At 58.0% G+C, this 21,724-nt stretch carries 19 protein-coding genes; 11 read left to right on the top strand and 8 right to left on the bottom strand.

Annotation, left to right across the window (positions count from 1 at the left end; genetic code table 11):
- Positions 1–132 precede the first annotated feature (132 nt).
- Positions 133–1,404, bottom strand: coding sequence for a beta-ketoacyl-ACP synthase II (gene fabF / locus CLU84_RS09850; protein WP_099737015.1), 1,272 nt, complete (start codon positions 1,402–1,404; stop codon positions 133–135).
- 108 nt (positions 1,405–1,512) lie between these two features.
- Here fabF and CLU84_RS09845 point away from each other — a divergent pair, with 108 nt between their 5' ends.
- The 3 genes from CLU84_RS09845 to CLU84_RS09835 all read left to right on the top strand — a co-directional run bounded on the left by CLU84_RS09845 (position 1,513) and on the right by CLU84_RS09835 (position 3,114).
- Positions 1,513–2,094 carry a TetR/AcrR family transcriptional regulator gene (locus CLU84_RS09845; RefSeq protein WP_099737014.1) on the top strand — a complete coding sequence of 194 codons (582 nt, stop codon included), beginning with the start codon at positions 1,513–1,515 and terminating at the stop codon, positions 2,092–2,094.
- Between the two features lie 373 nt (positions 2,095–2,467).
- Positions 2,468–2,707, top strand: a complete 240-nt coding sequence (locus tag CLU84_RS22185) for a helix-turn-helix transcriptional regulator (protein ID WP_199173784.1) — start codon at positions 2,468–2,470, stop codon at positions 2,705–2,707.
- Positions 2,704–3,114 carry a hypothetical protein gene (locus tag CLU84_RS09835; protein WP_369826826.1) on the top strand — a complete coding sequence of 137 codons (411 nt, stop codon included), beginning with the start codon at positions 2,704–2,706 and terminating at the stop codon, positions 3,112–3,114. Before CLU84_RS22185 ends, CLU84_RS09835 begins: the two co-directional genes overlap by 4 nt.
- A gap of 135 nt (positions 3,115–3,249) precedes the next feature.
- Here the strand turns inward: CLU84_RS09835 and CLU84_RS09830 are convergent, their stop codons facing one another.
- The gene (locus CLU84_RS09830; protein WP_099737013.1) at positions 3,250–4,458 is read right to left on the bottom strand and encodes an MFS transporter; all 1,209 of its coding nucleotides are present in this window, start codon (positions 4,456–4,458) and stop codon (positions 3,250–3,252) included.
- Between the two features lie 129 nt (positions 4,459–4,587).
- On the opposite strand from CLU84_RS09830, the gene CLU84_RS09825 reads away from it, so the two are divergent.
- On the top strand, positions 4,588–5,484 hold the full coding sequence (locus CLU84_RS09825; protein WP_099737012.1) for a LysR substrate-binding domain-containing protein: 897 nt from the start codon (positions 4,588–4,590) through the stop codon (positions 5,482–5,484).
- 372 nt (positions 5,485–5,856) lie between these two features.
- The gene (locus CLU84_RS09820; RefSeq protein ID WP_099737011.1) at positions 5,857–6,138 is read left to right on the top strand and encodes a YkvA family protein; all 282 of its coding nucleotides are present in this window, start codon (positions 5,857–5,859) and stop codon (positions 6,136–6,138) included.
- Positions 6,139–6,218: 80 nt separating this feature from the next.
- Here the strand turns inward: CLU84_RS09820 and CLU84_RS09815 are convergent, their stop codons facing one another.
- Positions 6,219–7,292: a linear amide C-N hydrolase gene (locus CLU84_RS09815; RefSeq protein WP_099737010.1), complete on the bottom strand. Its 1,074-nt coding sequence runs from the start codon at positions 7,290–7,292 to the stop codon at positions 6,219–6,221.
- Between the two features lie 195 nt (positions 7,293–7,487).
- Here CLU84_RS09815 and CLU84_RS09810 point away from each other — a divergent pair, with 195 nt between their 5' ends.
- Positions 7,488–7,916: a hypothetical protein gene (locus CLU84_RS09810; protein ID WP_099737967.1), complete on the top strand. Its 429-nt coding sequence runs from the start codon at positions 7,488–7,490 to the stop codon at positions 7,914–7,916.
- A gap of 237 nt (positions 7,917–8,153) precedes the next feature.
- Positions 8,154–8,765, top strand: coding sequence for a hypothetical protein (locus CLU84_RS09805; protein ID WP_099737009.1), 612 nt, complete (start codon positions 8,154–8,156; stop codon positions 8,763–8,765).
- Positions 8,766–9,243: 478 nt separating this feature from the next.
- Here CLU84_RS09805 and CLU84_RS09795 read toward each other — a convergent pair whose 3' ends face one another.
- Positions 9,244–10,146: a LysR family transcriptional regulator gene (locus tag CLU84_RS09795; RefSeq protein ID WP_099737007.1), complete on the bottom strand. Its 903-nt coding sequence runs from the start codon at positions 10,144–10,146 to the stop codon at positions 9,244–9,246.
- A 2,195-nt stretch (positions 10,147–12,341) separates the two neighbouring features.
- Between CLU84_RS09795 and CLU84_RS09785 the strand changes: the two genes are divergently transcribed.
- Complete coding sequence (locus CLU84_RS09785; protein ID WP_144445437.1) at positions 12,342–13,265, top strand: hypothetical protein; 924 nt, start codon at positions 12,342–12,344, stop codon at positions 13,263–13,265.
- Between the two features lie 325 nt (positions 13,266–13,590).
- Here the strand turns inward: CLU84_RS09785 and CLU84_RS09780 are convergent, their stop codons facing one another.
- From CLU84_RS09780 to dsrO, 3 genes are all read right to left on the bottom strand, one after another.
- Entirely contained in the window at positions 13,591–16,767 is a 3,177-nt protein-coding gene (locus CLU84_RS09780; RefSeq protein WP_099737004.1) for a tetrathionate reductase subunit A, read from the bottom strand.
- Between the two features lie 117 nt (positions 16,768–16,884).
- A complete protein-coding gene (gene nrfD / locus CLU84_RS09775; RefSeq protein ID WP_099737003.1) occupies positions 16,885–17,919 on the bottom strand; it encodes an NrfD/PsrC family molybdoenzyme membrane anchor subunit in 1,035 nt (344 codons plus the stop codon).
- Positions 17,920–17,931: 12 nt separating this feature from the next.
- Positions 17,932–18,801, bottom strand: coding sequence for a sulfate reduction electron transfer complex DsrMKJOP subunit DsrO (dsrO, locus tag CLU84_RS09770; protein ID WP_199173714.1), 870 nt, complete (start codon positions 18,799–18,801; stop codon positions 17,932–17,934).
- Positions 18,802–19,476: 675 nt separating this feature from the next.
- Between dsrO and CLU84_RS09765 the strand changes: the two genes are divergently transcribed.
- Genes CLU84_RS09765 through CLU84_RS09755 form a run of 3 tightly spaced genes read left to right on the top strand, consistent with a single transcriptional unit; the run spans position 19,477 to position 20,577 of the window.
- On the top strand, positions 19,477–19,788 hold the full coding sequence (locus tag CLU84_RS09765; protein ID WP_099737002.1) for a DUF883 family protein: 312 nt from the start codon (positions 19,477–19,479) through the stop codon (positions 19,786–19,788).
- A 16-nt stretch (positions 19,789–19,804) separates the two neighbouring features.
- Positions 19,805–20,206, top strand: coding sequence for a phage holin family protein (locus CLU84_RS09760; protein ID WP_099737001.1), 402 nt, complete (start codon positions 19,805–19,807; stop codon positions 20,204–20,206).
- 2 nt (positions 20,207–20,208) lie between these two features.
- Complete coding sequence (locus tag CLU84_RS09755; protein WP_099737000.1) at positions 20,209–20,577, top strand: hypothetical protein; 369 nt, start codon at positions 20,209–20,211, stop codon at positions 20,575–20,577.
- A 91-nt stretch (positions 20,578–20,668) separates the two neighbouring features.
- On the opposite strand, the gene CLU84_RS09750 is transcribed toward CLU84_RS09755, so the two are convergent.
- Positions 20,669–21,715: a quinone-dependent dihydroorotate dehydrogenase gene (locus CLU84_RS09750; RefSeq protein ID WP_099736999.1), complete on the bottom strand. Its 1,047-nt coding sequence runs from the start codon at positions 21,713–21,715 to the stop codon at positions 20,669–20,671.
- Between the last annotated feature and the right edge of the window lie 9 nt (positions 21,716–21,724).

Genomic DNA, 21,724 nt, shown 5'->3' with positions numbered 1-21,724 from the left:
CACTTCCTAGCATATCCGTGTGTTCACAATATCGGTCATCTGCTGTCATATCCGGTCATTCTGGCAACAAGTCAGATAGACAGTTCAGAAGCTAGATAAGTGATGTACCGAGGGCTTTGCTAAAGGTATGATTTATGCTGTAAATCGCTTCAAAACTAACGACGCATTTACACCACCAAAACCAAATCCATTGAGCATGGCGTGCTCTATTGCATGCGTTCTTGCACTCCCTGCGATCAGGTCCAGGCCGTCAGCCAAAGGGTCTGGATGTACCAGATTGAGCACCGGTGGGGCAACCTGATCACGCAAGGCCAATACGGTGAAGATAGCGGCAGCCCCGCCTGCAGCACCCAGCATGTGACCCAATGCGGATTTGGTGGCCGTGATAGAGGGGCCAGACCTTGCGCCAAACACTTGACGAATGGCTGCAAGCTCCCCTCGGTCCCCCACGGGAGTGGAGGTTGCGTGCGCATTCAGGTGTTGAATATCAGAAGGTTGCAACTGTGCCTGGCGCAACGCAGCACGCATCGATCGTGCCGCGCCAGATCCATCCTCCGGCCCGGAGGTGACGTGGTATGCATCAGCAGAGGTGCCATAGCCGACAACCTCGGCCAACGGCATGGCACCGCGCGCCAATGCATGATCGAGTGCTTCCAACACCAGCAGACCCGAACCTTCGGCCATGACAAACCCGTCCCGAGCTAGGTCAAAGGGCCGAGAGGCCTTTGAAGGGTCTCCGTCGCAGTAGTTCGTCACCGCTTTTGCTGCAGCAAAGCTGCCTAGCGCCACCCGGTCAATAGTGGCTTCGCTACCGCCGCAGAGCGCCATATCCGCTTCGTCGTTGCGAATTAAACGTGCCGCATCGCCAATGGCTTGGATGCTGGCTGCACAGGCCGTCACCGGTGCCCCTAACGCTCCTTTGAGCTGGTGCCGGATCGACACCTGTCCCGCAGCCAGATTGGCCAGGAAGGCTGGTACGGTGAACGGAGACAAACGCTGGGGCCCTTTGCCATCCGTGGTACGCACTGCTTCAGCAATGGTGCCAAAGCCGCCCACACCGGAGCCGATGATGGTCGCCGCGCGCTCTTGCTGCTCGGCGGTTGGATGGACCCACTTTGCGTGTGCAAGAGCCTGGTCTGCAGCGCCCAATGCAAATGCAATGAAGCGGTCCATGCGGCGTAGCTCCTTTGTCGAGATGACCGCTTCGGCGCTCCACCCCGCTAGCGGGTCTTCCTCCTGGCTTGGCACCCGCCCAGCGATGGAGACACCTGTACCTTCACCCACATCAGCATTCAAGGCACGCACCCCCGACTCACCAGCAAGCAGGCGTTGCCAAGCCAACTCCACATTGCATCCTAGAGGAGATACCAAGCCCAAGCCGGTGATGACTACCCGACGTTCCATGCTGCACCTTTCGCTTGTCAAGCTCAGGCTCCGCTAGGGACTGAGCACAACTTTATTGATGATGATCGCAATCATAAATGAGTTTTGATGATGGGTATCATCTAACGTATGAAAGTGAGCAAAGCACAGGCCGCCGAAAATCGCGAGGGAATCGTGGATGCCGCTGCGCGCCTCTATCGAGAAAAGGGCCTGGATGGCGTGGGCGTGGCTGAAATCACCCGCGATGCAGGATTGACGCACGGTGGGCTGTATCGACATTTCGAGTCAAAGGATGCTCTTGCGCGCGAGGCATGTTTGCGCGCATTTGAGTGGACGATCACGCCCCTGGAAGGGTTGGCGTCGCCAGAGGCAGATGGCTCATCTGCACACTGCCTCCGTGCATTGGTACATGGCTATCTTTCTGTGACCCACCGCGACCACCCTGGAGAGGGTTGCCCTGCAGCGGCATTAGCAGCAGATGCCGCAAGGGCGGGGCCGGAAATGTCAGAGGTTTTTGCACAGGGGGTGGAGCGCAACATTCAACGTTTTATGAGCGTGCTTCAAGGTGATGAAGTGACCAAACGCACTGAGACTATCGTGACGCTCAGCAGCATGGTTGGTGCATTGGTCCTTGCTCGTGCCACAGCAGCGGGCAACCCGGTTCTTTCTGAAGAAATATTGGCTACCTTGCGGGAGAAGTTAGCCCCATAGCGCGTGATGAAGACATGCGTCTCGAGCTTGACGCTCGATTTCGCATGATTCGAACGGATGGAGTACACCGCAATGCAGTCATGCATTGGCAACCGTGCTCCTCTACCTATAGACAGACCGTATATAGAGTGACGAGCCCGGTTCTGAGACATTCTCGGTCTAGCAGCATTGGTTTAACCTTTTCGAGGCCCAGCTGTGCGTGAAGAAGTCCAATACAGTCATGCCACAGCTATTCTTGGCCCTGTATTGAGCGCGGCCAGGTTCGCCGATTTTTGTTTCGAACCTCACTATCCCTTCACAAGCTGCCGTTGTGCCTCAGGACTCAGGGTTCGCAGGTCAACTTCTCAGGCTACACAACACCATAGGTGGATCTTTGGCCGAGCCGCTGGAGGCGAAAACCCAACTCATCGACTTGTTCGACTCCCTGTTTGCGCGACTGCACCAACCTGCGCCCCAGGTGATCGCCGGGTGGCTGACACCATTACAACTTCAGCGCTTGCGGGACTTAATGGAAGCGCATCTTGCCGAAAAGATAGTGCTTGAAGAGCTGGCAGCACTGGTCAATCTGGACCGATTTCGCTTTCAAGCTGCCTGTGACCTTATGAGGCTGTGATTGCCGTGGGCTCGGGGCATATCGTTGTGCGAGAGGCTGGCGCTATCGAGGCAACTGGACACAAGCTCATTATCGTTCCTCCAGTCAACGGCAAGCTCAAGACTGAGGCCATTGAAGCTGCCCTGGCAAGCAATGTGCATTTTCCGCACATGGCAAAGCCACGGATGATCTATCTTTCCAACGCCAGCGAAACGGGAGCGACCTACACCTTGGCTCATCCCTCGCGCAGCACGCAAATGCCATGGCGGCGAAGCTCGCGGAAGGCATCCTGTCTGCTGGCTACAAACTGTCCGCAGAGACAGAAACAAACCAACTGTTCCCGTTGCTCCCGAATCCCGTCATCGCGGCCCTGCAACAGCACTTTGCTTTCTACGTGTGGGGCAAGGCTGACGACGATAGCTCGGTGATCCGATTGGTCACGTCCTGGGCTACCGACGAGGGGCAGGTGATCACCTCGAGTCGGCTGCATAAGCCTCAGGCAGGGGCGAGATCCCCCTGCCTGCGAGGGACCTCGGGGTGAAGTGTCTTGTTTCCTATGGCTACTACGCCGGTACCGCTCTCGCGCTGGGCTTGGCTTCCTTGATTGGCAAGTTGACGAATGCGGCAGCCAGGGCGAGGGCGGCGTCAGCCCACCACATCCATTCGTAGTTGCCGGTTTGTACGACCGCCACCCCACCCAGCCAGGCACCGAGGAATCCACCAAGCTGATGGCTCAACAGCGTCAGTCCGAAGAGGGTTCCGAGATACCGGGCGCCAAACAGCTTTCCGGTAAGCCCCGCAGTCGGCGGCACGGTGGCGAGCCAGGTGACTCCCAAGACGGCCGCGAAGATGTAGAACGTCCAGGGCTCTTTCGGTGCGGCCATGTACAGAACCACTGCCACAGCACGCGAGGCGTACATCCAGAAGAGAATCATCTTCATGCGTACTCGGGAGCCCAATGCTCCGGCCATGAGACTACCGAAGACGTTCGAGAGACCAATGATTGCCAGCGATGTGGACGCCACGCTCGGGCTCAAACCACACAGATCGACCACTCCGGGCATGTGGGTCACCAGGAATGCGATATGAAAACCGCAAGTGAAGAACCCGGCGTGCAGACACCAGTAGCTTTTGTCGCGAAACGCGATAGAGAGCTGTTGGCGAAGAGTAATCGTGTCAGGGACAGCAGAGCCTGCCGCTGCCTGCGTGGGTGTCTTGCGCAACCACCAAGCCATCGGCGCCGTGGTGAGCGCCACGACCGCCATCATCCACATGGCACTCATCCATCCAAAGGCCGACATGACGGCCTGATTCAAGGGCGCGAAAATGAACTGTCCCATGCTCCCTCCCGCATTGATGACGCCTCCAGCAAAGGAGCGTCGCTCTGCTGGAATGCGCTGCGCTGTGGCACCAATCAGAATAGAAAAACTTCCGGCTCCAGCACCTGCAGCACTCAGCAGTCCCACGGCGAAAATCAGGCCCCACTGGCTGGTGACCTGCGTCGTCAATGCAGAGCCTGCCGCCAACATCAATGCACCCAGGACTATCACCCGGCCGGGGCCCCAGCGATCCGCAACCGCGCCGAAAATGGGTTGCACTGCACCCCATACCAGCTGTGCAACAGCCATGGCGAAACTGATGTTGGCGATGCCAAGACCAGTATGGGTATTCAGAGGAGATAGAAAAAGCCCCATGGATTGTCTCGCCCCCATGGTGACCATCAGGATTGCTGAGGCCACCAATACGAGAGTCCAAAATTTCCGATTTGTCATGTATGGAATCGCTAGGAAGGAGAAGCTTGTTTCGAACGAAACGCCGCTATGGTCAATGTTCGATTCTCCTGAGTGCCACAGCCTTCCACAACTGATTTAAGCTTTCATACAAAGCAGAAAATCTATCTCATGAAGTCCGTTTTACCGATCAAAGCACTGATTGTTTTTGATGCTGTGATGAAGCATCACAGCCTCACCCTCGCTGCAAGTGAGCTGCATGTGACTCCCGGCGCTGTCGGGCAACAGATTCAGAAGCTTGAGGATTGGGTTGGGGTACCCCTTTTTATCCGAACGGTTCGACAGTTGCGCCCGACTGCCGAAGCTCTTAAGTATTGGGCCAGCATCAAACCCGCGCTAGCCCGTATCCAGCAGGCGAGCGATCAGCTTCGGCTAAGCCACGTCAATGAAGTCTGGTTGTCCATGCCGCCAACCTTGGCCGCCAAGTGGTTCGCGCCTCGTATGGAGGGGTTTCTAGCTCAGTGCCCCGGAACATCGCTGCACCTCAGCGCAGATACTGCTTTGATTGACTTTGATCGGGACCGGGTTGATCTTGCAATTCGCTACTTTGACGGACACGACCCCAGTTTGGATGTGGCGCTGCTGTACAGCGATGAGGCCCGTTTGTACTGCTCTCCCGAATACGCCCGCAAGCTGCGCCTTAAAACTCCAGAAGACTTGGTTCGGGCAACCCTGTTGCACACCACATTGCAGCCGCACTGGCAGGCATGGTTTCACCAGTTCAGTCAACTCACTGATAAACAGATCGCGGCCATACCTGGTCAGCAGCACTTCGATCAGTCTATATTGGCCATCGAGACTGCGCGACATGGTCAAGGGGTCGTGTTAAGCAGTGCCATATTGACTGAAACTGAGATTCGCGACGGAACGCTTTGTGAGCCGCTCAAGCTGCCACTGAGCGTCGGCAAAGGCTACTACGTGATTCACGCCAAAGGAGCAGATTTGCGCCCTGCGGCGGCCATGCTGAAGAGTTGGCTCTTGTCCCTTCGAATGAAAGAAAGCCGATAAGCGCCTTCGTTATTCCGCAATTCTTTGTTCCGCAATTCTTTTCAAGGGCGGCGCTTGGCTACTTCCAGGGAACGCTTCTGAACATTCGATTCAGACATGGATCATCCCTGCTTCGGCCCTCAGCCATGCCAAAAACGTCTTCACTTTGACCAGTTCACGGTGCGACCCCGCTGAACCCCATCGTCGGCCAAAACCTCAGATTTGCTACTGAATAAAGAGCTGTAGTCGATTGTCTATAAAGCGCTACAGCCCTATTTGGCTTAAAAGCACAGATACATTCTGCGACCGCAAAATAAAGGGGCGCTCTTGTCACCCCCAGCGCTGGCCGCACGTTAAGGCTTGGTGTTTTTCACTTTTGAAGGAGTGACTGCCATGTGGAGACTGGGTCGTCTGCTGACAATCTTTCGCAAAGAGCTACGGCTCGCCTGGGCCGTGCTGCGCGATCCGCGCTCGCCCAAGGCGGCCAAGCTCGTTACCTTGCTGGCGGCGCTGTACGTTATCAGCCCCATCGATTTTGTGCCTGACACCATTCCCATTCTGGGCTGGCTGGACGACGGCATGATCGGCTTCTTGCTGCTGCAACTGGCCTTCAAGTTTTTGCCGACCGAGCTAATGGCCTCGCTGCGCGAGCGAGTGGGAGCCAAGGCTGTTTAGCGCTACTCATTGAAAACCATAGCGGCCAGCGCTGATGTATCAAGCGCTGGCCGCTATTTTTATTGAAGATCGTTCAGATCTCAGATGCCAAGAAACTGAAAAGGCGCTGAGGGCTTGAACTGCTTCGTGGCATTGCCCGAATAGGTATGGCTCTGGTCCGTGCCTAGGTCCAGCTTCATGACCTTGCCGGTTTGCGGGCTGAAGTCCAGGGCCTTGAGGTCTACCCAGAAGGTATTGGGCGTCAGCGCCGATTCGAAAAAATACAGCTGGCGCTGGTGGTCAAACACGGTACGCCAGCGGGTTGACGAGATATTGGGCTGGCCCGGCGTGCTGATACCGTAGGGCACCGAGACATTGCGGATCACGCTGAACACGCTGGCCAGCGCCTTGTCGGGGTTCGGCTCTTTGGGAATGGCATTCACATAGAACGAGGCCCGCGCAAAGCGGTCGGCAGCACGGTTGGTGCCGGGCAGCATGGTCGTGCCGCCGATCTGCTGCCAGTAACTGTTGAGCGCCAGCTGCTGATCGAAAGTGGGCGAATTGGTCATCACCTGGTACTCGCGGCCATGGTGAATGACCTGTTTACCGGCTATGTACTCGACGATGGCACTGTCGCCGCTGGCATCCGATATGGACAGATGCAGCGTGGTCAGGCGATTTTCGCCGGGCACATTGTCAGAGACGATGGTGAAAGGCTCCTTCTCCAGTGCGGCCACGGCCTCCTTCACGCTGGCGAAGTTGTCCAGCACATATTGCGCCCAGGCCGCAATCGTCAGCCCAGGCTTGCTCTTGTCGTCAAATTTTGGGTATTGCGATTCCACCAGCCACAGCAGATTGGCGTTCAGACCGGCCTCATTGACACCGTCAGTGGTCGAGATGTCATAGCCCGAAGTGATGACGCTGCCGTACTTGGACTTCCAGCGCAGCGTGTTGGGCCCCGTCTGTCCGCTGCGCTCCATGCCGCGCGGCAGCACCCAGAGATTGCTGACGATGTCGCTTTTCCAGTCCATGGAGCGTGCCGTCATCACCTGGCCCTCTGCGCCGAGAAAGACCAGCCTTGTGCAGGCCCAGGCGCTGGTGGTGGCGGCAATGCCAGAGGCGGTTAGTAGTAGGGCGGCCAGCTGGGGGCGGATACGCGGCATGTGAACTTTCATCCAATCTTCCTTTTCGAGAACAACGGTGATAGGTATGCGGGCCTGGTGCAGGCCAGACGTGGCGATTCTTAATACGATGAATCGCAGCTTACATGCAGATACTACCTTTCGGAGAAGGTGTCCCCATGGTGCCAACCCATCACGCTCGCCCGTGCGCTACGGCCCATGCCAGAACGGCAGGGCATACTGCAGGGCATGCGCTTTCAACCTTCACTGACCTTTGTTTGCTTGCTTGCGTTGACGGGCATGTCGGGCTGCGACCTGCGTGGGGACAACGGCCAGCCTGCCCAGGCCCCTCTCAGCGAGCAGGCGAAGGTTACGCGTGATGCGCTGCCTGAGCATATTTTTCGCGGCGACCTGGCTGGGAAGCCCACCGTGCTGCTGGTGCACGACTGTGAGGTGTACCGGGTCGAGCCGCGTGAGCAGGGCGAGGTTCACTGGGAGAGCGTGCTGGCACCCGAGCCTTACCCCTTCTGGACATCTTGCGATCGCCAGTCCATTGACTTCAAGGCTGGCGAGTTGACCGTCGTGCTGGGCCGTATGGCATTTGGTGCAGGCGGTTGCTGTGCCACGGGCGGAACCTATCGCTCGCGCGATGGGCGCAAGTGGATCAAGCTGCGCTGACAGGGCCTGCGGTGCTCTGGCAAGCCGCAGCCAAGCTTTTGAGCGTGCCGGCGAACCCGTTGGTCTGGTAGGTTCAGGCGTAATAGGGGTGCTGGTGTAACCAAAGAAATGGCCTCGCCTATTCATGCTGCTGAAACACCCGCCATCGCAGCCTGAAATGAGCGGCTCTCTTGCTTTTTAGGTGAGGAAGCGCTCTGCATCGCGGCCTTAAAATCCCAGACTTTTACCCAAAAGCTAATGCCCGTGAATGTGATCAGCCAGACCCGTTTTACGCTGCAGCGCGACGATGTACAGCGCACCATGCTGGCGCAGCGCGATGCCTCGGACGCCGTTCTGAAAAGCAAAACAGGCGTGTGGCGGAAAATCCGGCTCGCCTCCATTGCGGCCGTGCCCCTGCTGGCGCTGGTCGCTGCCACCATTCAGAAAGGCCTAGGCACGCAAATCTGTTTTGGGCTCATGTTGCTGCTGGGTGTGCTTTTTTACGCCAGTCACTGGAATATCAAGCAGCGCATGTACGAAATGGGAGCCCGCCGCACGGTCTCGCGCCAGTCGGTGATCGAGATGGTGCAGCAGCAGATCTTCAAAGGCCAGCCGCAATTGGCTTGCGCGGCCACATTCGATGAAAACGGGCTACAGCTGCAGCAGGGCGATCTGCAGCTAGCCGCCGCCTATGACGACGCCAGCCGCATCGGCATCATCTTCGAGCGCCAGGGCATGCTGCAGATCACGCCCGCTGCGAACTCCAGCCCCGATGCCATCTTCTTCATCCCCCTGCGACAACTGCCCAATGCCCAGGCCGTGATGCAGCGCTTGCAGCGCAGTCCCGGCTTTGTGGCGGTGCAGGCTTAAACGGGCCGAGCCGCATCGCACGTTGCTATCAAAAAAGAACGCCAGTGCTTGATGGATGCGCGCTGGCGGGCTTATCAGGGCTGAGCTTTCAAGCCGGGCTGGCGACGCTCAGTGCCGCCTGCACTCGCAATTTTCTTAGTATTCGCCGTCGTTCTTCCACTCGCGCTCCACCTTGCAAGGACCTTCCCGGAACTTCTGCTTGCCCTCATGGGGGCCGTGGTCGTCATTGCCGGCCCGCTGGAGAGCGGGGCGGCAATCAGAATCAAAGGCAGAGTCAGCATCGCAAGCAGTTTTTGCATGTGGGTTTTAAGAAATTCAGGAAGCTGAAAACCCAGCATTGAAAGCCAGCCGCTAACGGTAAAAAAGGTGAGCACGGCTTACATCACAGCTAGGTTTTTGCGCCGTTTCAGGCAGGTAAAGGGGGGAGTTTTGATAGCTGCTGCCGTAAGCAGCATATGGGCTTAACGCAATTTGGCTGCTATTTCTGCACGTTCAGGTTGGCAAACTCGCTCAGTACCGCCAGCACGGGGGAAATGGCGGGGTTGAGTGCCAGGTCCTGACGGTGGGCCACGGCCAAGGGGCGCAGCAGCGTGGGCTGCAGCGGGCGAATCTGCACCTGCGGCAGCGGCTCTAAATCCTGCACTTCCTCGCGGGGCAGCAGCACCGCACTCTGGCCGGCCAGTGCCAGGCTTTTAAGCGCGCCAGTATTGGTAAACGCCATAAAAGGGCGGGGCGTATAGCCCGCCTGCCCAAACCAGTTGGCAATTTGCTGCTGCATATGCGTGGGCGCGGAAAACGCCGACCAGCGCCGCTGCGACAGCCACTCAGCACTTATGCGCTCGGGCGGATTCCAATCGGCGGGCAGCAGAGCGACGATGCTGTCCAGCCGCCAGGGCGTGATCACAATACCTGCCTGCGCTGGCTGCGGGCTGGCCACAATGCACACATCCAATGCGCCCGCCGCCAGCAGTTGCATGGACTCTGCCGAACCCACGGCCTCCAGCCTCACCTCCACGTCCGGGCTGCGCTGCTGCAGCGCATTCAGCATCAGCGGCAGCAGCCAGGTGCTCACTCCAGCAGATACGCCCACCCGCACCAGCCCCTCGCGCCCGCTGGCGCGGCGCTGGACACGCTCCACCAAATCGTCGCTGGCCTGCAGCAGCTTGCGGCCATGCTCCACAAGCACCTGGCCTGCTGCCGTCAGCTCGGTCTGCTTGCGCCCGCGCAGCAGCAACTGCGCATCCATGCGCGACTCCAGCTCCTTGATGTGCAGGCTCACAGTGGGCGGTGACAGGTGCAGCGTTTGCGCAGCCGCAGCAAACGTGCCCAGGTCGGCAATGGCAATCAGCGTCTGCAACTGGTCGAGGTTGAGGTTTCTCATGGAGGATCAATTCGCTTTGAGTCAGATTTTCTGAATTGACTATTCAGAACATTCAACTTTACGGATGTTATGCCAGTGGAGAGCATTGGCGCATCATGAAAAACCAAACAAACGATGGCAAAAGTGCCAAACTCCATTTGCCTCAGTTCTTGAGCCCTCATGACGAGCGCGATATTGCTGCGCAGCCAGAGGCAGAAAGCCTGTGGCAGCGCAGCAAACAAGCGGTGTGCCTGTGGCTGGGGTGGGCTGAGCGGCGGGTGACGGAGGGGTTTAGGGTTCCGCCGGGTGGAGGTTGATTTTTGATAGCTAGTTGCGCTTGAGGCTAATTTGCTTTTGAACGACATGCCTATTTATCTGGCAGAGGGCGGGTCTCGGCCCGCCTTGCCGACTCACTTTCTTGCTTGTGCAAGAAAGTAAGCAAAGAACACAGCTCCAGCTACCCACGACCCCTTCGCTACGGGGCAATCTGCGCCGTCAAGCTCTTGGGGCTGTGCGGCAAAATTCACTTCGTGTCTTTGGCGCTCCGTTCAAACAAGTTGCCGCAAGTCAGGGCACGAAGCAGTTGCACTCTGCGGTGCAACTGCCAGCCCCAAGAACTTGCCGTCGCAGGCGTGGGCACAAGGGGCAATACCGGGCGCGGGATAGATCAGAGTGAAATTGATAGCTGTTACCGCAACCCTAATAAGCGCTAGAAGCCAATTTCGTCACAACTCTCGCAGGCCGTCCGCCCCCGCATCCACCCGTGTGTCAGCGCCTGCGGCACGCGATTCAGGCTGCGGCCAACGCTGCCGCAGGACAGCGTTGCTTCGTGACCTGACTTGCGGCAACGTGTTTGAGCGGCGCGCGCAGCGCAAAGCGAGTTTTGCCGCACCGCAGTCAGAATTGCGTGACGCAGGTTTGCCCGGAGCGAAGCGCAGGGACGCAGACAGTCGGGTCGCAATCTTTGGGTTACGTTTCTTGTGCGAGCAAGAAAGGTAACTCGCTCGCCGGGGAGAGACCCGGCCTCTGTCGTGTACGACCAAAAAAGCGCTGTTTTGATAGCTGCTTGCGCTTAATGGGATTGGGCTGGAGGCTGATTTGGCTTGATGTCTACTTGGTGGCAATGGCAGATTGTTTGTGTTGTGTGAGCGATGCCAGCGGCATGCTTGATTGATGGACAGAGGGTGGGTCTAGGCCCGCCAGCCGAGCTACTTTCTGCTGCCAGAAAGTAGCCAAAGAGCTGGCCCCTGCTGCACCCGTCCCTGCGCTTCGCTGCGGGCGACCTGCGTCGTCAAGCTCTTGGTGCTTTGCGGCCCAACTCACTGCGTGCCTGTGGCACTCCGTTCAGACAAACGGCCGCAAATTTGATGGCGATGCAGTTGCACTCTGCGGTGCAACTGCCAGCCCCAAGAACTCGTCGTCGCAGGCGTGGGCACAAGGGGCAAGACCGGGTGCGGGATAGCTTAGTGCAGATTTCATAGCTGTTACCGCAAGCTAGATAAGTGCCAGAAGCCAATTCCTTCACAACTCATGCAGGCCGTCCGCTCCCGCTTCCACCCGTGTGTCCGCGCCAGCGGCACGCGGTTCAGGCTACGGGCAACGCTGCCGCAGGACAGCGTTGCATCGTGATCTGACTTGCGGCAACGTGTTTGAACGGAGCAGCTTGCTGCGCAGTGAGTTTTGCCGCCCCGCAGACTGAATCGCGTGACGCAGGTTTGCCCGAAGCGAAGCGCAGGGGCGCGGACAGTCGGGTCGCCTTTTCTTTGGGTACTTATCTTTTGGCGAAGCAAAAGAAAGTACCTCGGCTGACGGGCCGAGACCCGTCCTCTGGCGCAGGAGATAAAGCAAATCGTTTTTTGATAGCTGCAGCTACTTTTTCGGACAGTTTTGGAGGCTGTTTTGTCGCAACCCTTGTTTTGAAGTCTGCGGGGGCTGGATTCAGCTAGGAATTGTCGTCCAATGAAAGTTCGCGAACGGCAGGACTAGGCTGCTTACAGACGTTCAACTCAGAAATGTTAATGACTGCTGATGCACAGAGCGGTCATTGAGCCAAAGCTTTTTTGTTGCCTGAAGGGCGTCTAGAAAAATTGGATGATTCAGCTTGATAGGATTTAGCAATATCAGCGGGGCTGAGGCAAGTAGTACCTGATAGTCGTGTACGATTTTGCGTGTACATCTGATGGAACTAAATAATGAAAAATCGGGAGCCTAGACCGTTGAACCTTGAAAAACTTGCCGTAGTCGCGGTAATCTTTCTCATAATTGGCATCTGGCTTGGTGCATGGTGGTGGGTTGCTACTCCATCAGCCTTTATCAAGACTCTGACGAGTCAACCTTTAGCAGATACCTTCAGCAGCGTTAATGCTCTGTTCGCGGGACTAGCTTGTGCTGGTGTGCTCGTCACGATTTATCTTCAAATGCGCGAGTTGGCTGTGACTGCAGATGACCTTAAGAAGACTGCAGAAGCAAATACTGCCACGGCACGTGCAATTAGTGATACGGCCTCAGCTAACGGTGAAATGGCTAAGGCCAGTCTTAAAGTTGCAATTCTTGCGGACGAGCGATCAGTGCTGGATCTATTTCAGGTGTATTGCAGCCAATATTTTCAGGAGGTGAAAAACTCTTCAATGAGTGTTCTGATTCCATGTGCGGCCAGCAAAGAGTACTTTGATTTTGTGGTTAGCCGTTTTTTTGTCGCAGAGCAACTCTCTCTCCCGCCAAGTTGCTGGGAACGAGTGTCAAAGGTCACGTATTCCAAAAGCTATGAAGAATTTATTATTCAGGAGCAGAACCACCGCTATAAACTCGACGAATTGATTAATTTTTTCACCATCTTGACTGGCCGTGAGAACGCCCGAGAAATCATATTGCGCTGTGACTTTTCTTATTCTTGGTGGCGGCCATTGTTTTGGATGATCGCATCTCAACAAGAACGTCGTTTCATTGAGAACCCACGTGTCCGTGTCTATGCCACACCGTTGTATTTTATAGAAGTGGTGAAGAAGTTAGATGAGATCTATGGTTTTCAACCATTTTCATCAGATGTTGAGATGTGGGATTTCATTATTAATCATCCAAAAATAAAAAGTTACCATTTAGATCCATTGCATGGGTCTGATCTGTCCAGAAGCTTCGCATGAGGTGAATTTATTAGGCTCTAAATCTCACCTTATTAACAAGGCATATTTTGTAGATCACCTGTTGCCAATTTTTAGCTGACAGCCCCAACCTCTCAACAGTAGTCAACTGCCTTGCCACATGAAACGACCAGTAAGTGGTTAAAACCAGTATTTCGGCTTATATACATGGTCACAGTTAGCTGCAAAGCTGGCATCAGTCGACAAAGTTTGAAAGGCAGTAATGGGTTGTTCACGACCCTTCATCCAAAACAAAAGCCCACCGCTTCCGCAATGGGCTTTTCAATTTCCTTCACCCGTATTCACAGGTGAATCCTTCAACCAGACATCAAACCTTCTTCACACGAACAGGCAGCCCCTGTCGCACAACCGCCCCCGAAACCCAATCAATCCAAACATTGTCCTTCTCAGGCCGTGTAGGGTCCGCAAAGCCCAAAGCATTCAAATTGACGCCATTGCCATGCTGCGGGTTGGCATGCGTAGCCTTGCCATCAACGACATGCGCCACGGTGCCCAGCTGCTTATGACCGTAGCCATGCTCAATGGCGATAGCACCCGGCGCAATACCGGCGCGCACCAGGGCCACGCCTTGCAGCTTGCCGCCGGGGGTGCTCAGCTCAATCTTGTCGCCATTGGCGATGCCCAGCCTGGTGGCGTCGGCTTTGTTGATGCTGACGGGGTTGTGCGGGTGCACCTGGCGCAGGCGTGATGCGGCAATCGACATGCTGCTCATCAGGTTGGATTTGTAGCTGGTCATGGTCAGCGGCCAGTCTTGGTCGCTGAACACGGTGCGCATGTCCGCGCCGCTGGCCAGACGCGTGGGATACCAGGTGGGGCAGCCGCTGTAGCGTTCGCCGGTCATGGAGTGGCGCATTTTGGAGAGTCCCTCGTGCCAGAAGGTGGCGGGGAACTTGGCTTGCAGCTTGAGCTGGTCGCCCTTCCAGGCGTCTTCTTGCTTGTCAAAGCGGCCGCCCCGGCTCATGACCATGGCGACGCGGCGGACTTCTTCGGGTTTGACGCGCGTTGCGACAGAGGGCATCCACTGGCCGAGGCCGGTGATTTCAATATCGTCGTCGCTGGCTTCGGGCACGGGCTTGCCCGCCTGGTAGGCGATATTGCACATGCCGCGCAGGTAGAAGTCTTCGGCGTTTTCGAGGTGAAGCGGCTCGCCATCTTTGGTAGACATGGCGTTTTTGCCAAAGCCTGGCAGTTGCAGCTGCTTGGCCACGGCAAACACAAAGGTTTCAAAGCTGATGGGCTGGCCGTCGGCTGTCTTGGCGGTAGCGGGCTGTACGGTGGGCCAGCGCACGGTGCTGCTTTTGGCGACCACATCGGCCCAGGGCGCGCCAATGCCCCAGCTTTCGTAGGTGACGGTGTCGGGCACGATGTAGTCGGCCAGGGCCGAGGTCTCGTTGATGAAGGGGTCGACCGAGATAAACAGCGGCAGCTTTTTCACATCCTTGATCGAATCGGTCAGCGCGTTCTCGAAGCCGCACATGGCGTAGATGGGGTTGCTGATGTGGTTGATCCAGGCCTTGACCGGGTAGGGGTAGCCGAGCATGCCAGCGGCCAGCATTTCGCTGCTGAGCCCGCCGGGTGCGGGGTACCAGGGCGCTTTGGCGGGGTAGGGGTTCTGGCCTGCTTCTTTCTTGCGCTTGAATTCGCTGGTTTTTTCGTAGGGGAACTTGGTGCGCGACAGGGCCACGCCCTTGGGCTTGACGGCGCCTTCAAACTGCGCAAAGTTGTAGCGCGGGCCGGGGCCAAAGGGGCCAAACGGCCCTGCGTCTATGACCCAGCCGCCGCGCACATTGAGGTTGCCGATGAGGTTGTTGAGCATGGCAATGGCGTAGGCGGTGTAAAAGCCCGAGCCATTCATGGTGCCGCCGTGCGAGTTGGCCACGGCCTGTTTGCCATGGCTGGTGAATTCGCGCGCCAGCTCTTCAATCTCGATGGCGGGCACATCGCACAGGGCGGCGTATTCGGCTATGGTCTTTTTGTGCGCTTCGGCGCGCAGCTTGACGAAGGCGGTGCAAACGTCAATGGGCTTGGGCTCTTCTGTGGCGTCTGCGGCCTTGATTGGCGTGAATTCGCGCTCCACCATCAGCTCGGCAGGCTGGGCCACGGTGTGGGCGGCCAGGCTGCCATCTGCCAGTTGCACCACATACACGTCTTCGGCGGGTGTTTTTTCATCCACCGGCTCGGGCATGGGCAGGCCGATATCTGCACCGCGCAAGAACTGGCCAAAGCGCGGGTGCTTGGGCTCGTTGATGAGCAGATGGGTGGCGTTGCTCCACGATGCCTCGCCCACGGCGGCCATGGCGACGGGGCCGGGCTGGGTCAGGAACTGCTGGTCGTAACGCTCGTTGTCAATGATCCAGCGGATCAAACCCATGGCCATCGCCAGGTCGCTGCCGGGCTTGACGGGCAGCCAGCGGTTGTTGTCGCCCGCCGCAAAGCTGGACGAGGTGGGCAGCATGGGCGATACCACGACGTATTTGTAGGTGTTCTCGGCGCGCGATCTGGCCTCGGCCAGTTCGCGGCCCACGCGCTGAAAGGGGTTGCCCGACTGCGCGGGCGAGGTGCCGATGAACAGGCCAAAGCGCGAGTTCTTCCAGTCCGGCTTGCCGTGGGGCATGCCCGCCATATCACCCAGCGCCGCGCCTGTGCCCACGCGGTAGGTTTGGCCGCAGTAAGAGCCGTGGTTGCTGACGTTGATGGTGCCAAACGCCTGCTTGGCAAAGCGGTTGACCAGGGGCGTGCGGCCTTCATTGGCGGCCTCGGTCACCAGCAACTGATTAGCCTTGGGGCCGTATTCGGGGTTGGCTTCGTCAATCAGCGTGTTCACATCGCGGATGGCTGCCAGACCGTCCACATGGCCTTCGCCAAACAGGTCGCCGCCTTCGCAGATTTCTTGGACCAGCTCTTCGAGCGAAATCGTCTTCCACTGACCAGAGCCGCGCGCGCCTACGCGCTTGAGTGGCTTGAGTACGCGGTGCGGGGCCTTCTGGTGTTCCAGCATGGCCGAGCCGCGCGCGCAACTGGTGGCGCGGCCTTCCAGACCGTTGTCGCCGCCCAGCATGGCGTAAACCTCGCGCACCGGCGTTTCCATGGGCGCGGGGTTGGTGGTGGCCAGCGGGTGATAAGGATTACCGGCGATGCGGATGATCTGGTTCTGCTCAGAATCGACGCGCAGGCGCACGCCGCACTGGGTCCAGCAGCCAAGGCAACTGGATGGGCTGACCACTTGGCCGGGCTGAGTGGTCAGTGCGCCGGTGACCGGGTCAATGCGAAATTCAGGGGTAAGCGAGTTGCCTCGCGTAGCGCTGGCCGTGGCTTTGCCCGATGTGCCGGTGATCAAACCCTTGGCGCCTTTAACCACGGTTTCGCCATAGCCCGCCGCAAACGCGGCCAGGCCGCCGGCCACGGCGCCACCGCGCAGCAGCAAGCGGCGGCGGGCCACGTCGGCATCGTGAGATTGGTCGGGGGTGAGTTTCTTGTCAGTCATGGTGTGCCCCTTCTGGGCTGGTGCGCGGTAGCGATGCTTTTAATTTGATAGCTGCTATCGCTTTTCTGTTATGCGGTACAGGCCAATTTGGCTTGAATAAATGTTTTAGAGCAGCTCTTAGGCTGTGGCCTGGCGTTGGGGAAATAGCTCCAGCGCCCAGGTCGCTATGGCCACCAGTGCCACGCACAGACCGGCGACGCCTAGCATGCCCAGCAGGCCATCGCCGCCCAGCGGCATGCTGTAGAGGTACAGCCCCGCGCCAAACTTTGGCACGCCTTGCACGCCCATGAACAGCGCCCAACGGAAGACCCAGGCCGATGCGGCCAGACCCGCGCCCAGCACCAGCGTGTAGCCTTTGGCAGACAGGCGGCGCTGGCCGCGCACCAGCGCCACCAACACAGCGGCACCAAACACGGCCGAGCCAATCATCGAAATGCGCCAGACAGGAAATTCATTGAACAGGCGCACAGCCATGTCAAATGATGGGCTGCGGCCTGCCATGCCATACAGCGCCCAGGTCAGCGCCGAGATCACCAGTGCCGTGGCCAACCACAGGCCCAGATTGCGCAAGCCTTGCAGGGCTGCGGTATCTGGCTGCATGGCCTTGGGCAGAAAGCGGTAGAGCACAAATGCCATGCCCACGGTGGCCAGCCAGCCGTTGAGCGCCAGATTGATGGGCACCCACAGCGTGTTCCACAGCGGGCGCGAGCGCACCACCATCACCTCGGCACCGCTGTACAGCACGATGCTGAGTGTGGACAGTACCAGCAGCGGCACCAGCCAGCGCATCAGGTTTTGCTTGCCCAGCCACCACAGCGCGCACATCAGCACGCACAGCCCGACAAAAGTGGGCATCAAAATCGCGCCCAGACTCATCCACGACCAAGGCGTGAGGTGGGCGTAAAAATGCCAGAAACGGGCGGGCTGGTGCAAGTCGGCCAGCAGGGCGACGGGCGCAGCAATGGCGCTCATCGCCAGCACTAGCACGGCTGTGGGCAGCAAGCGCTGGCCCAATCCATTGGCGGGGCCAAATACACAGGCGGATGTGAGCAGCGCTGCACCCGTGGCCACGCCGACAAGGAAGAAATACTGCACGGCCCAGGGCAGCCAGGCGGCTTCATAGGCGGGGGTCAGGAGTTCAATGATTTGCATGGGGTGACTCCTTTACAGGTGATCTGCCACGAGGCGGACAGTGGCTTGCCCGTAGACGCCATTGACGAATTCATCAGGCAGGCCGATGTAGAAGACGTGGGGCTTGGTCTTCATGTCGGGCTTGAGGACCTTGATCTCGTCCATGTGGGCCTCTTTGTATGCGTTCATGCGCTGGTTGATCTCGCTGTGCGCATCGTTCAGGTCACCAATCACGCGCGCGCCGCCCACGCAGCTTTCAACACAGGCGGGCAGCAGACCGGCTTCGAGCCGGTGCTCGCAGAAGGTGCACTTATCGGCGGTCTGCGTCTCGTGGTTGATGAAGCGGGCGTCGTACGGGCAGGCCTGCACGCAGTAGCCGCAGCCCACGCAGCGCTCGTTATCGACGAGAACAATGCCGTCGGTGCGCTGAAACGTGGCTTGCACGGGGCAGACGGGCACGCAGGGCGGCTCATCGCAGTGGTTACACAGGCGTGGCAGGCTGACCATGGCGGGCATGGAGTGATCAGGCTGGTCCACCTCGTACTGCAGCACGCTGGTGCGGAACTGGCCGATGGGCGGCTGGTTCTCGACCGAGCAACTGACCGTACAGGCCTGGCAGCCAATGCATTTGCGCATATCGACCAGCATGCCAAAGCGCTTGCCCTCCATGCCGGGGCGGCGCGTGGGCTGGAATGTGGGATCACCCGGCAAGGCGGCGCGGGCGGTGCTGGCAATGCCAAAGCTGGCAGCGACTGCAATCAAATCCTGCAAAAAACCGCGCTTGCTGGGGGTTGTCACGGCACTGGCAGTAACACCGGGGCTGGTGGGGGTGGCGCTATTGCTGCAGGCGCAGCCTGTGCCGTTGCTGGAGCAGCCGGAAGATTCTTGGGGTTGAAGTGGCATGGCCCTTCCTTTCATCGTCGCACTGGCACCAGAACACTCTGATGCTTATGCATTAATAAGTATTAAATAAATACTTTTTATGCACTAATGACTATATGAATGAAGGGCGGCTGAGCGCTTGATTTGTATCAAACCCGCCGTGAAAGAAGACTTTTTCAGAGGGGAGCGCGTGCAATCGACCTATAACGGCTTCAAGCATGCAAGTAATTAATTAATGAAGAGTTAAGGAATGATGTGTTTTTAAGAGGGAATGAAGCCAGCGTTCTGTCTAGTAAAAGCACAACCTTGATTTCATCTCTGCAGTTGCATTGCGAGTCGCAGGAGGTCGCGACATTTGAATGGAGCCAATACTGAGCGGTTCGTTTCTGAGGTTGCACGCATGTGCTCAAACCCGTCTGCAGATGTGCAGTCTTTTTGAAGCCTGATCGCCTTGCAGGAAAGGGATTAAAAAAATACCCATCGGTGCCTGCATGTATGAGTCGTCCCTGTAGTGCAGCAGCTCCGCCCGTAACCGTCCGACACCAGACTTCGCGCGTGTGATGCTTTGAAGCTGTTGCTTTTATGTAAGATGGTCACATGCTGTGTTTGCAAGCGACGTTTTTTCTTCGCTCGTCAGCTATCTGTGTACTGATACGTGCACGTGATATCCCAATTCGTCATATAGAAAGGTTCGATATGTCACGCTCTGTTTCCGATGCCGTTTCCCATGCCCAAGACGATCTGGAAAAGCTTGTCAGCGATCTGCGTGGTCTGCTGTCTGCCCGTGAACTGGACAAAATGCCTGAGATCAGCGCACTGCGTCAACGTATCGATGACAGCATGAACACAGTGCGCGATTCCGCTGTTCGCGCTGCTCAGGACGCTGCTCGCCAGGCCCGCGAAGCCGCCGATACGGCTGATCGCTATGCGCATGATGAACCTTGGCGTGTTGCCGGTGCAGCTCTGGCTGTAGGTGCTCTGCTGGGCTTTATGCTGGGTCGACGTTAAAAGGCGCTGATTTCAAGTGCCTGTGAATTTGACGTCACTACTGGGTCTGGACTCTCTGGTTGCGCGCTGCCGATTGAATCTGACTGAGGCGGCCATGGCTGCTGAAGATCGCGTCGATCTTGCCCATCTGGAGTGGCGCCAGCACAAGCAGAGTCTCCAGACGCTGACCGTGCTTGCCATCGTTCTCGGTGCTTTGACGGTGGTTGTGCTCATGGTCCTGACGCTGGCCGTTCTGGTTCAGTTCTGGGATAGCGAACATCGCACTCTGGTGGCATGGCTGCTGGCTGGCGGTTGGGTCGTTATCTGGGCTTTGGGTTTATGGCGATTGATGGCTGCAGTCAAGCAACTGTCCAGCCCATTCAGGCTGACCAGGCATGAGTTCAAGTCTGACTGGAAAGCTCTGAAGGAGAAGATCTGACCATGACTCCTTCTCCTGAACTGAAGCCTGCAGAGAGCCCCGTCAAGCCTGTGGGACTGGATGCGGCACTGTGGGATGAAGCATCGCCAGAGCAAAAATTGGTGCTGACTCGCATCTCGCGCCAGCGAGCTCGAATCAAGGCCCGTGCTTCTGCCAAGGCTCAGGCTGCAGCCTTGCGCCATACGCAGCCTGCGCAGGTTGACGGTGAGGCTTCGCTGCCAGAACGTTTGGTGAGCTTTGTGCGCCTGCACCCCATCGCCACGGCTGCAGCCGGTGCGCTGTTGATGGTGGTGGGGCCGCGCAAATTGATTCGCTGGGGCAGTGTGGCCCTGCCTTGGGTGATGAAGTTGCAGCAGCGAAGCCGCGGCTGATTCACTTCTTCCTATCAAAATAGCCCGTCAGGCTCATGCTTGGCGGGCTATTTTTTGTTCTTTGGCAGCAGTCTAGGCTGCTGCTTCCGGCTCAAGGCATGTGCGCAATGGCTTCGGCAGCTTCTTTCACCAGGTCCGGGCCGCGATAGATCAGGCCGCTATAGATCTGCACCACGTCAGCACCTGCGCGGATTTTGCTCACGGCATCTGCGCCGCTCAAGATGCCGCCCACGCCGATGATGGGGTAGCGGCTGCCCAGGGCAGAGCGCAGCTGGCGAATGATCTGGTTGCTGGCTTCCAGTACGGGTGCGCCAGACAGGCCGCCAGCCTCTTCTGCATGCTGCAGACCTTTGACGGCTTCGCGGCTAATGGTGGTGTTGGTGGCGATGACGCCATCCATGTTGTGGCGCTGCAGCGTGGCGGCAATGACGCCGACCTGCTCTTCATCCAGATCGGGGGCGATTTTGACGAACACTGGCGTGCGCTTGCCGTGCTGGCTGGAGAGTTGCTCGCGGCGGTTGGCAATGGCTCCCAGCAAGGCATCCAGCGCTTCATCGCTTTGCAGCGCGCGCAGGTTCTTGGTGTTGGGCGAGCTGATGTTCACCGTCACGTAGTCGGCGTGGGGATAGACGCCATCCAGCGCCTTGATGTAGTCGCTGGTTGCTTCTTCAATCGGTGTGGTGGCGTTCTTGCCGATATTCAGGCCCAGCAGCATGGAGCCACCGTTGGCGCGCACTTGCGAGCGGCGCACGTTGGCCAAAAATGCGTCCAGGCCTTCGTTGTTGAAGCCCAGCCGGTTGATCAGCGCATTTTTCTCGGGGATGCGAAACATGCGCGGCTTGGGGTTGCCGGGCTGGGGGCGGGGCGTGACCGTACCCACTTCCACAAAGCCAAAGCCCATGGCGGCCAGCGCATCGATGCAGCGCGCGTTCTTGTCCAGACCGGCGGCCATGCCGACTCGGTTGGGGAACTCGAGGCCGGCCAGCTCAATCGGGTCATGGACCAGAGGGCGTTCCCAGGCTTTTTGCAGCAGCGTGTTCTGACCCTTGGCCATGAAATTCATGGTGAAGTCGTGAGCGGCTTCGGGGTCCATGCCGAAAAGAAGTGGACGGGTCAGTGAGTAAGGAATAAGAGACATGGAGATAAT

Origin of the sequence: Comamonas sp. 26, assembly GCF_002754475.1 — a bacterium.
GTDB lineage: Bacteria > Pseudomonadota > Gammaproteobacteria > Burkholderiales > Burkholderiaceae_C > Comamonas.
This window is presented reverse-complemented; position numbering and strand designations above follow the sequence as displayed.

Bases quoted from the DNA above. Each gene is read 5' to 3' on its own strand.
- dsrO (WP_199173714.1), bottom strand. From the start codon at position 18,801: ATGCCACTTCAACCCCAAGAATCTTCCGGCTGCTCCAGCAACGGCACA.
- CLU84_RS09810 (WP_099737967.1), top strand. From the start codon at position 7,488: ATGCGCTTTCAACCTTCACTGACCTTTGTTTGCTTGCTTGCGTTGACG.
- CLU84_RS09750 (WP_099736999.1), bottom strand. From the start codon at position 21,715: ATGTCTCTTATTCCTTACTCACTGACCCGTCCACTTCTTTTCGGCATG.
- CLU84_RS09780 (WP_099737004.1), bottom strand. From the start codon at position 16,767: ATGACTGACAAGAAACTCACCCCCGACCAATCTCACGATGCCGACGTG.
- CLU84_RS09765 (WP_099737002.1), top strand. From the start codon at position 19,477: ATGTCACGCTCTGTTTCCGATGCCGTTTCCCATGCCCAAGACGATCTG.
- CLU84_RS09845 (WP_099737014.1), top strand. From the start codon at position 1,513: ATGAAAGTGAGCAAAGCACAGGCCGCCGAAAATCGCGAGGGAATCGTG.
- CLU84_RS09795 (WP_099737007.1), bottom strand. From the start codon at position 10,146: ATGAGAAACCTCAACCTCGACCAGTTGCAGACGCTGATTGCCATTGCC.
- CLU84_RS09805 (WP_099737009.1), top strand. From the start codon at position 8,154: ATGCCCGTGAATGTGATCAGCCAGACCCGTTTTACGCTGCAGCGCGAC.
- CLU84_RS09815 (WP_099737010.1), bottom strand. From the start codon at position 7,292: ATGAAAGTTCACATGCCGCGTATCCGCCCCCAGCTGGCCGCCCTACTA.
- fabF (WP_099737015.1), bottom strand. From the start codon at position 1,404: ATGGAACGTCGGGTAGTCATCACCGGCTTGGGCTTGGTATCTCCTCTA.
- CLU84_RS09830 (WP_099737013.1), bottom strand. From the start codon at position 4,458: ATGACAAATCGGAAATTTTGGACTCTCGTATTGGTGGCCTCAGCAATC.
- CLU84_RS09820 (WP_099737011.1), top strand. From the start codon at position 5,857: ATGTGGAGACTGGGTCGTCTGCTGACAATCTTTCGCAAAGAGCTACGG.
- CLU84_RS09755 (WP_099737000.1), top strand. From the start codon at position 20,209: ATGACTCCTTCTCCTGAACTGAAGCCTGCAGAGAGCCCCGTCAAGCCT.
- CLU84_RS09825 (WP_099737012.1), top strand. From the start codon at position 4,588: ATGAAGTCCGTTTTACCGATCAAAGCACTGATTGTTTTTGATGCTGTG.
- nrfD (WP_099737003.1), bottom strand. From the start codon at position 17,919: ATGCAAATCATTGAACTCCTGACCCCCGCCTATGAAGCCGCCTGGCTG.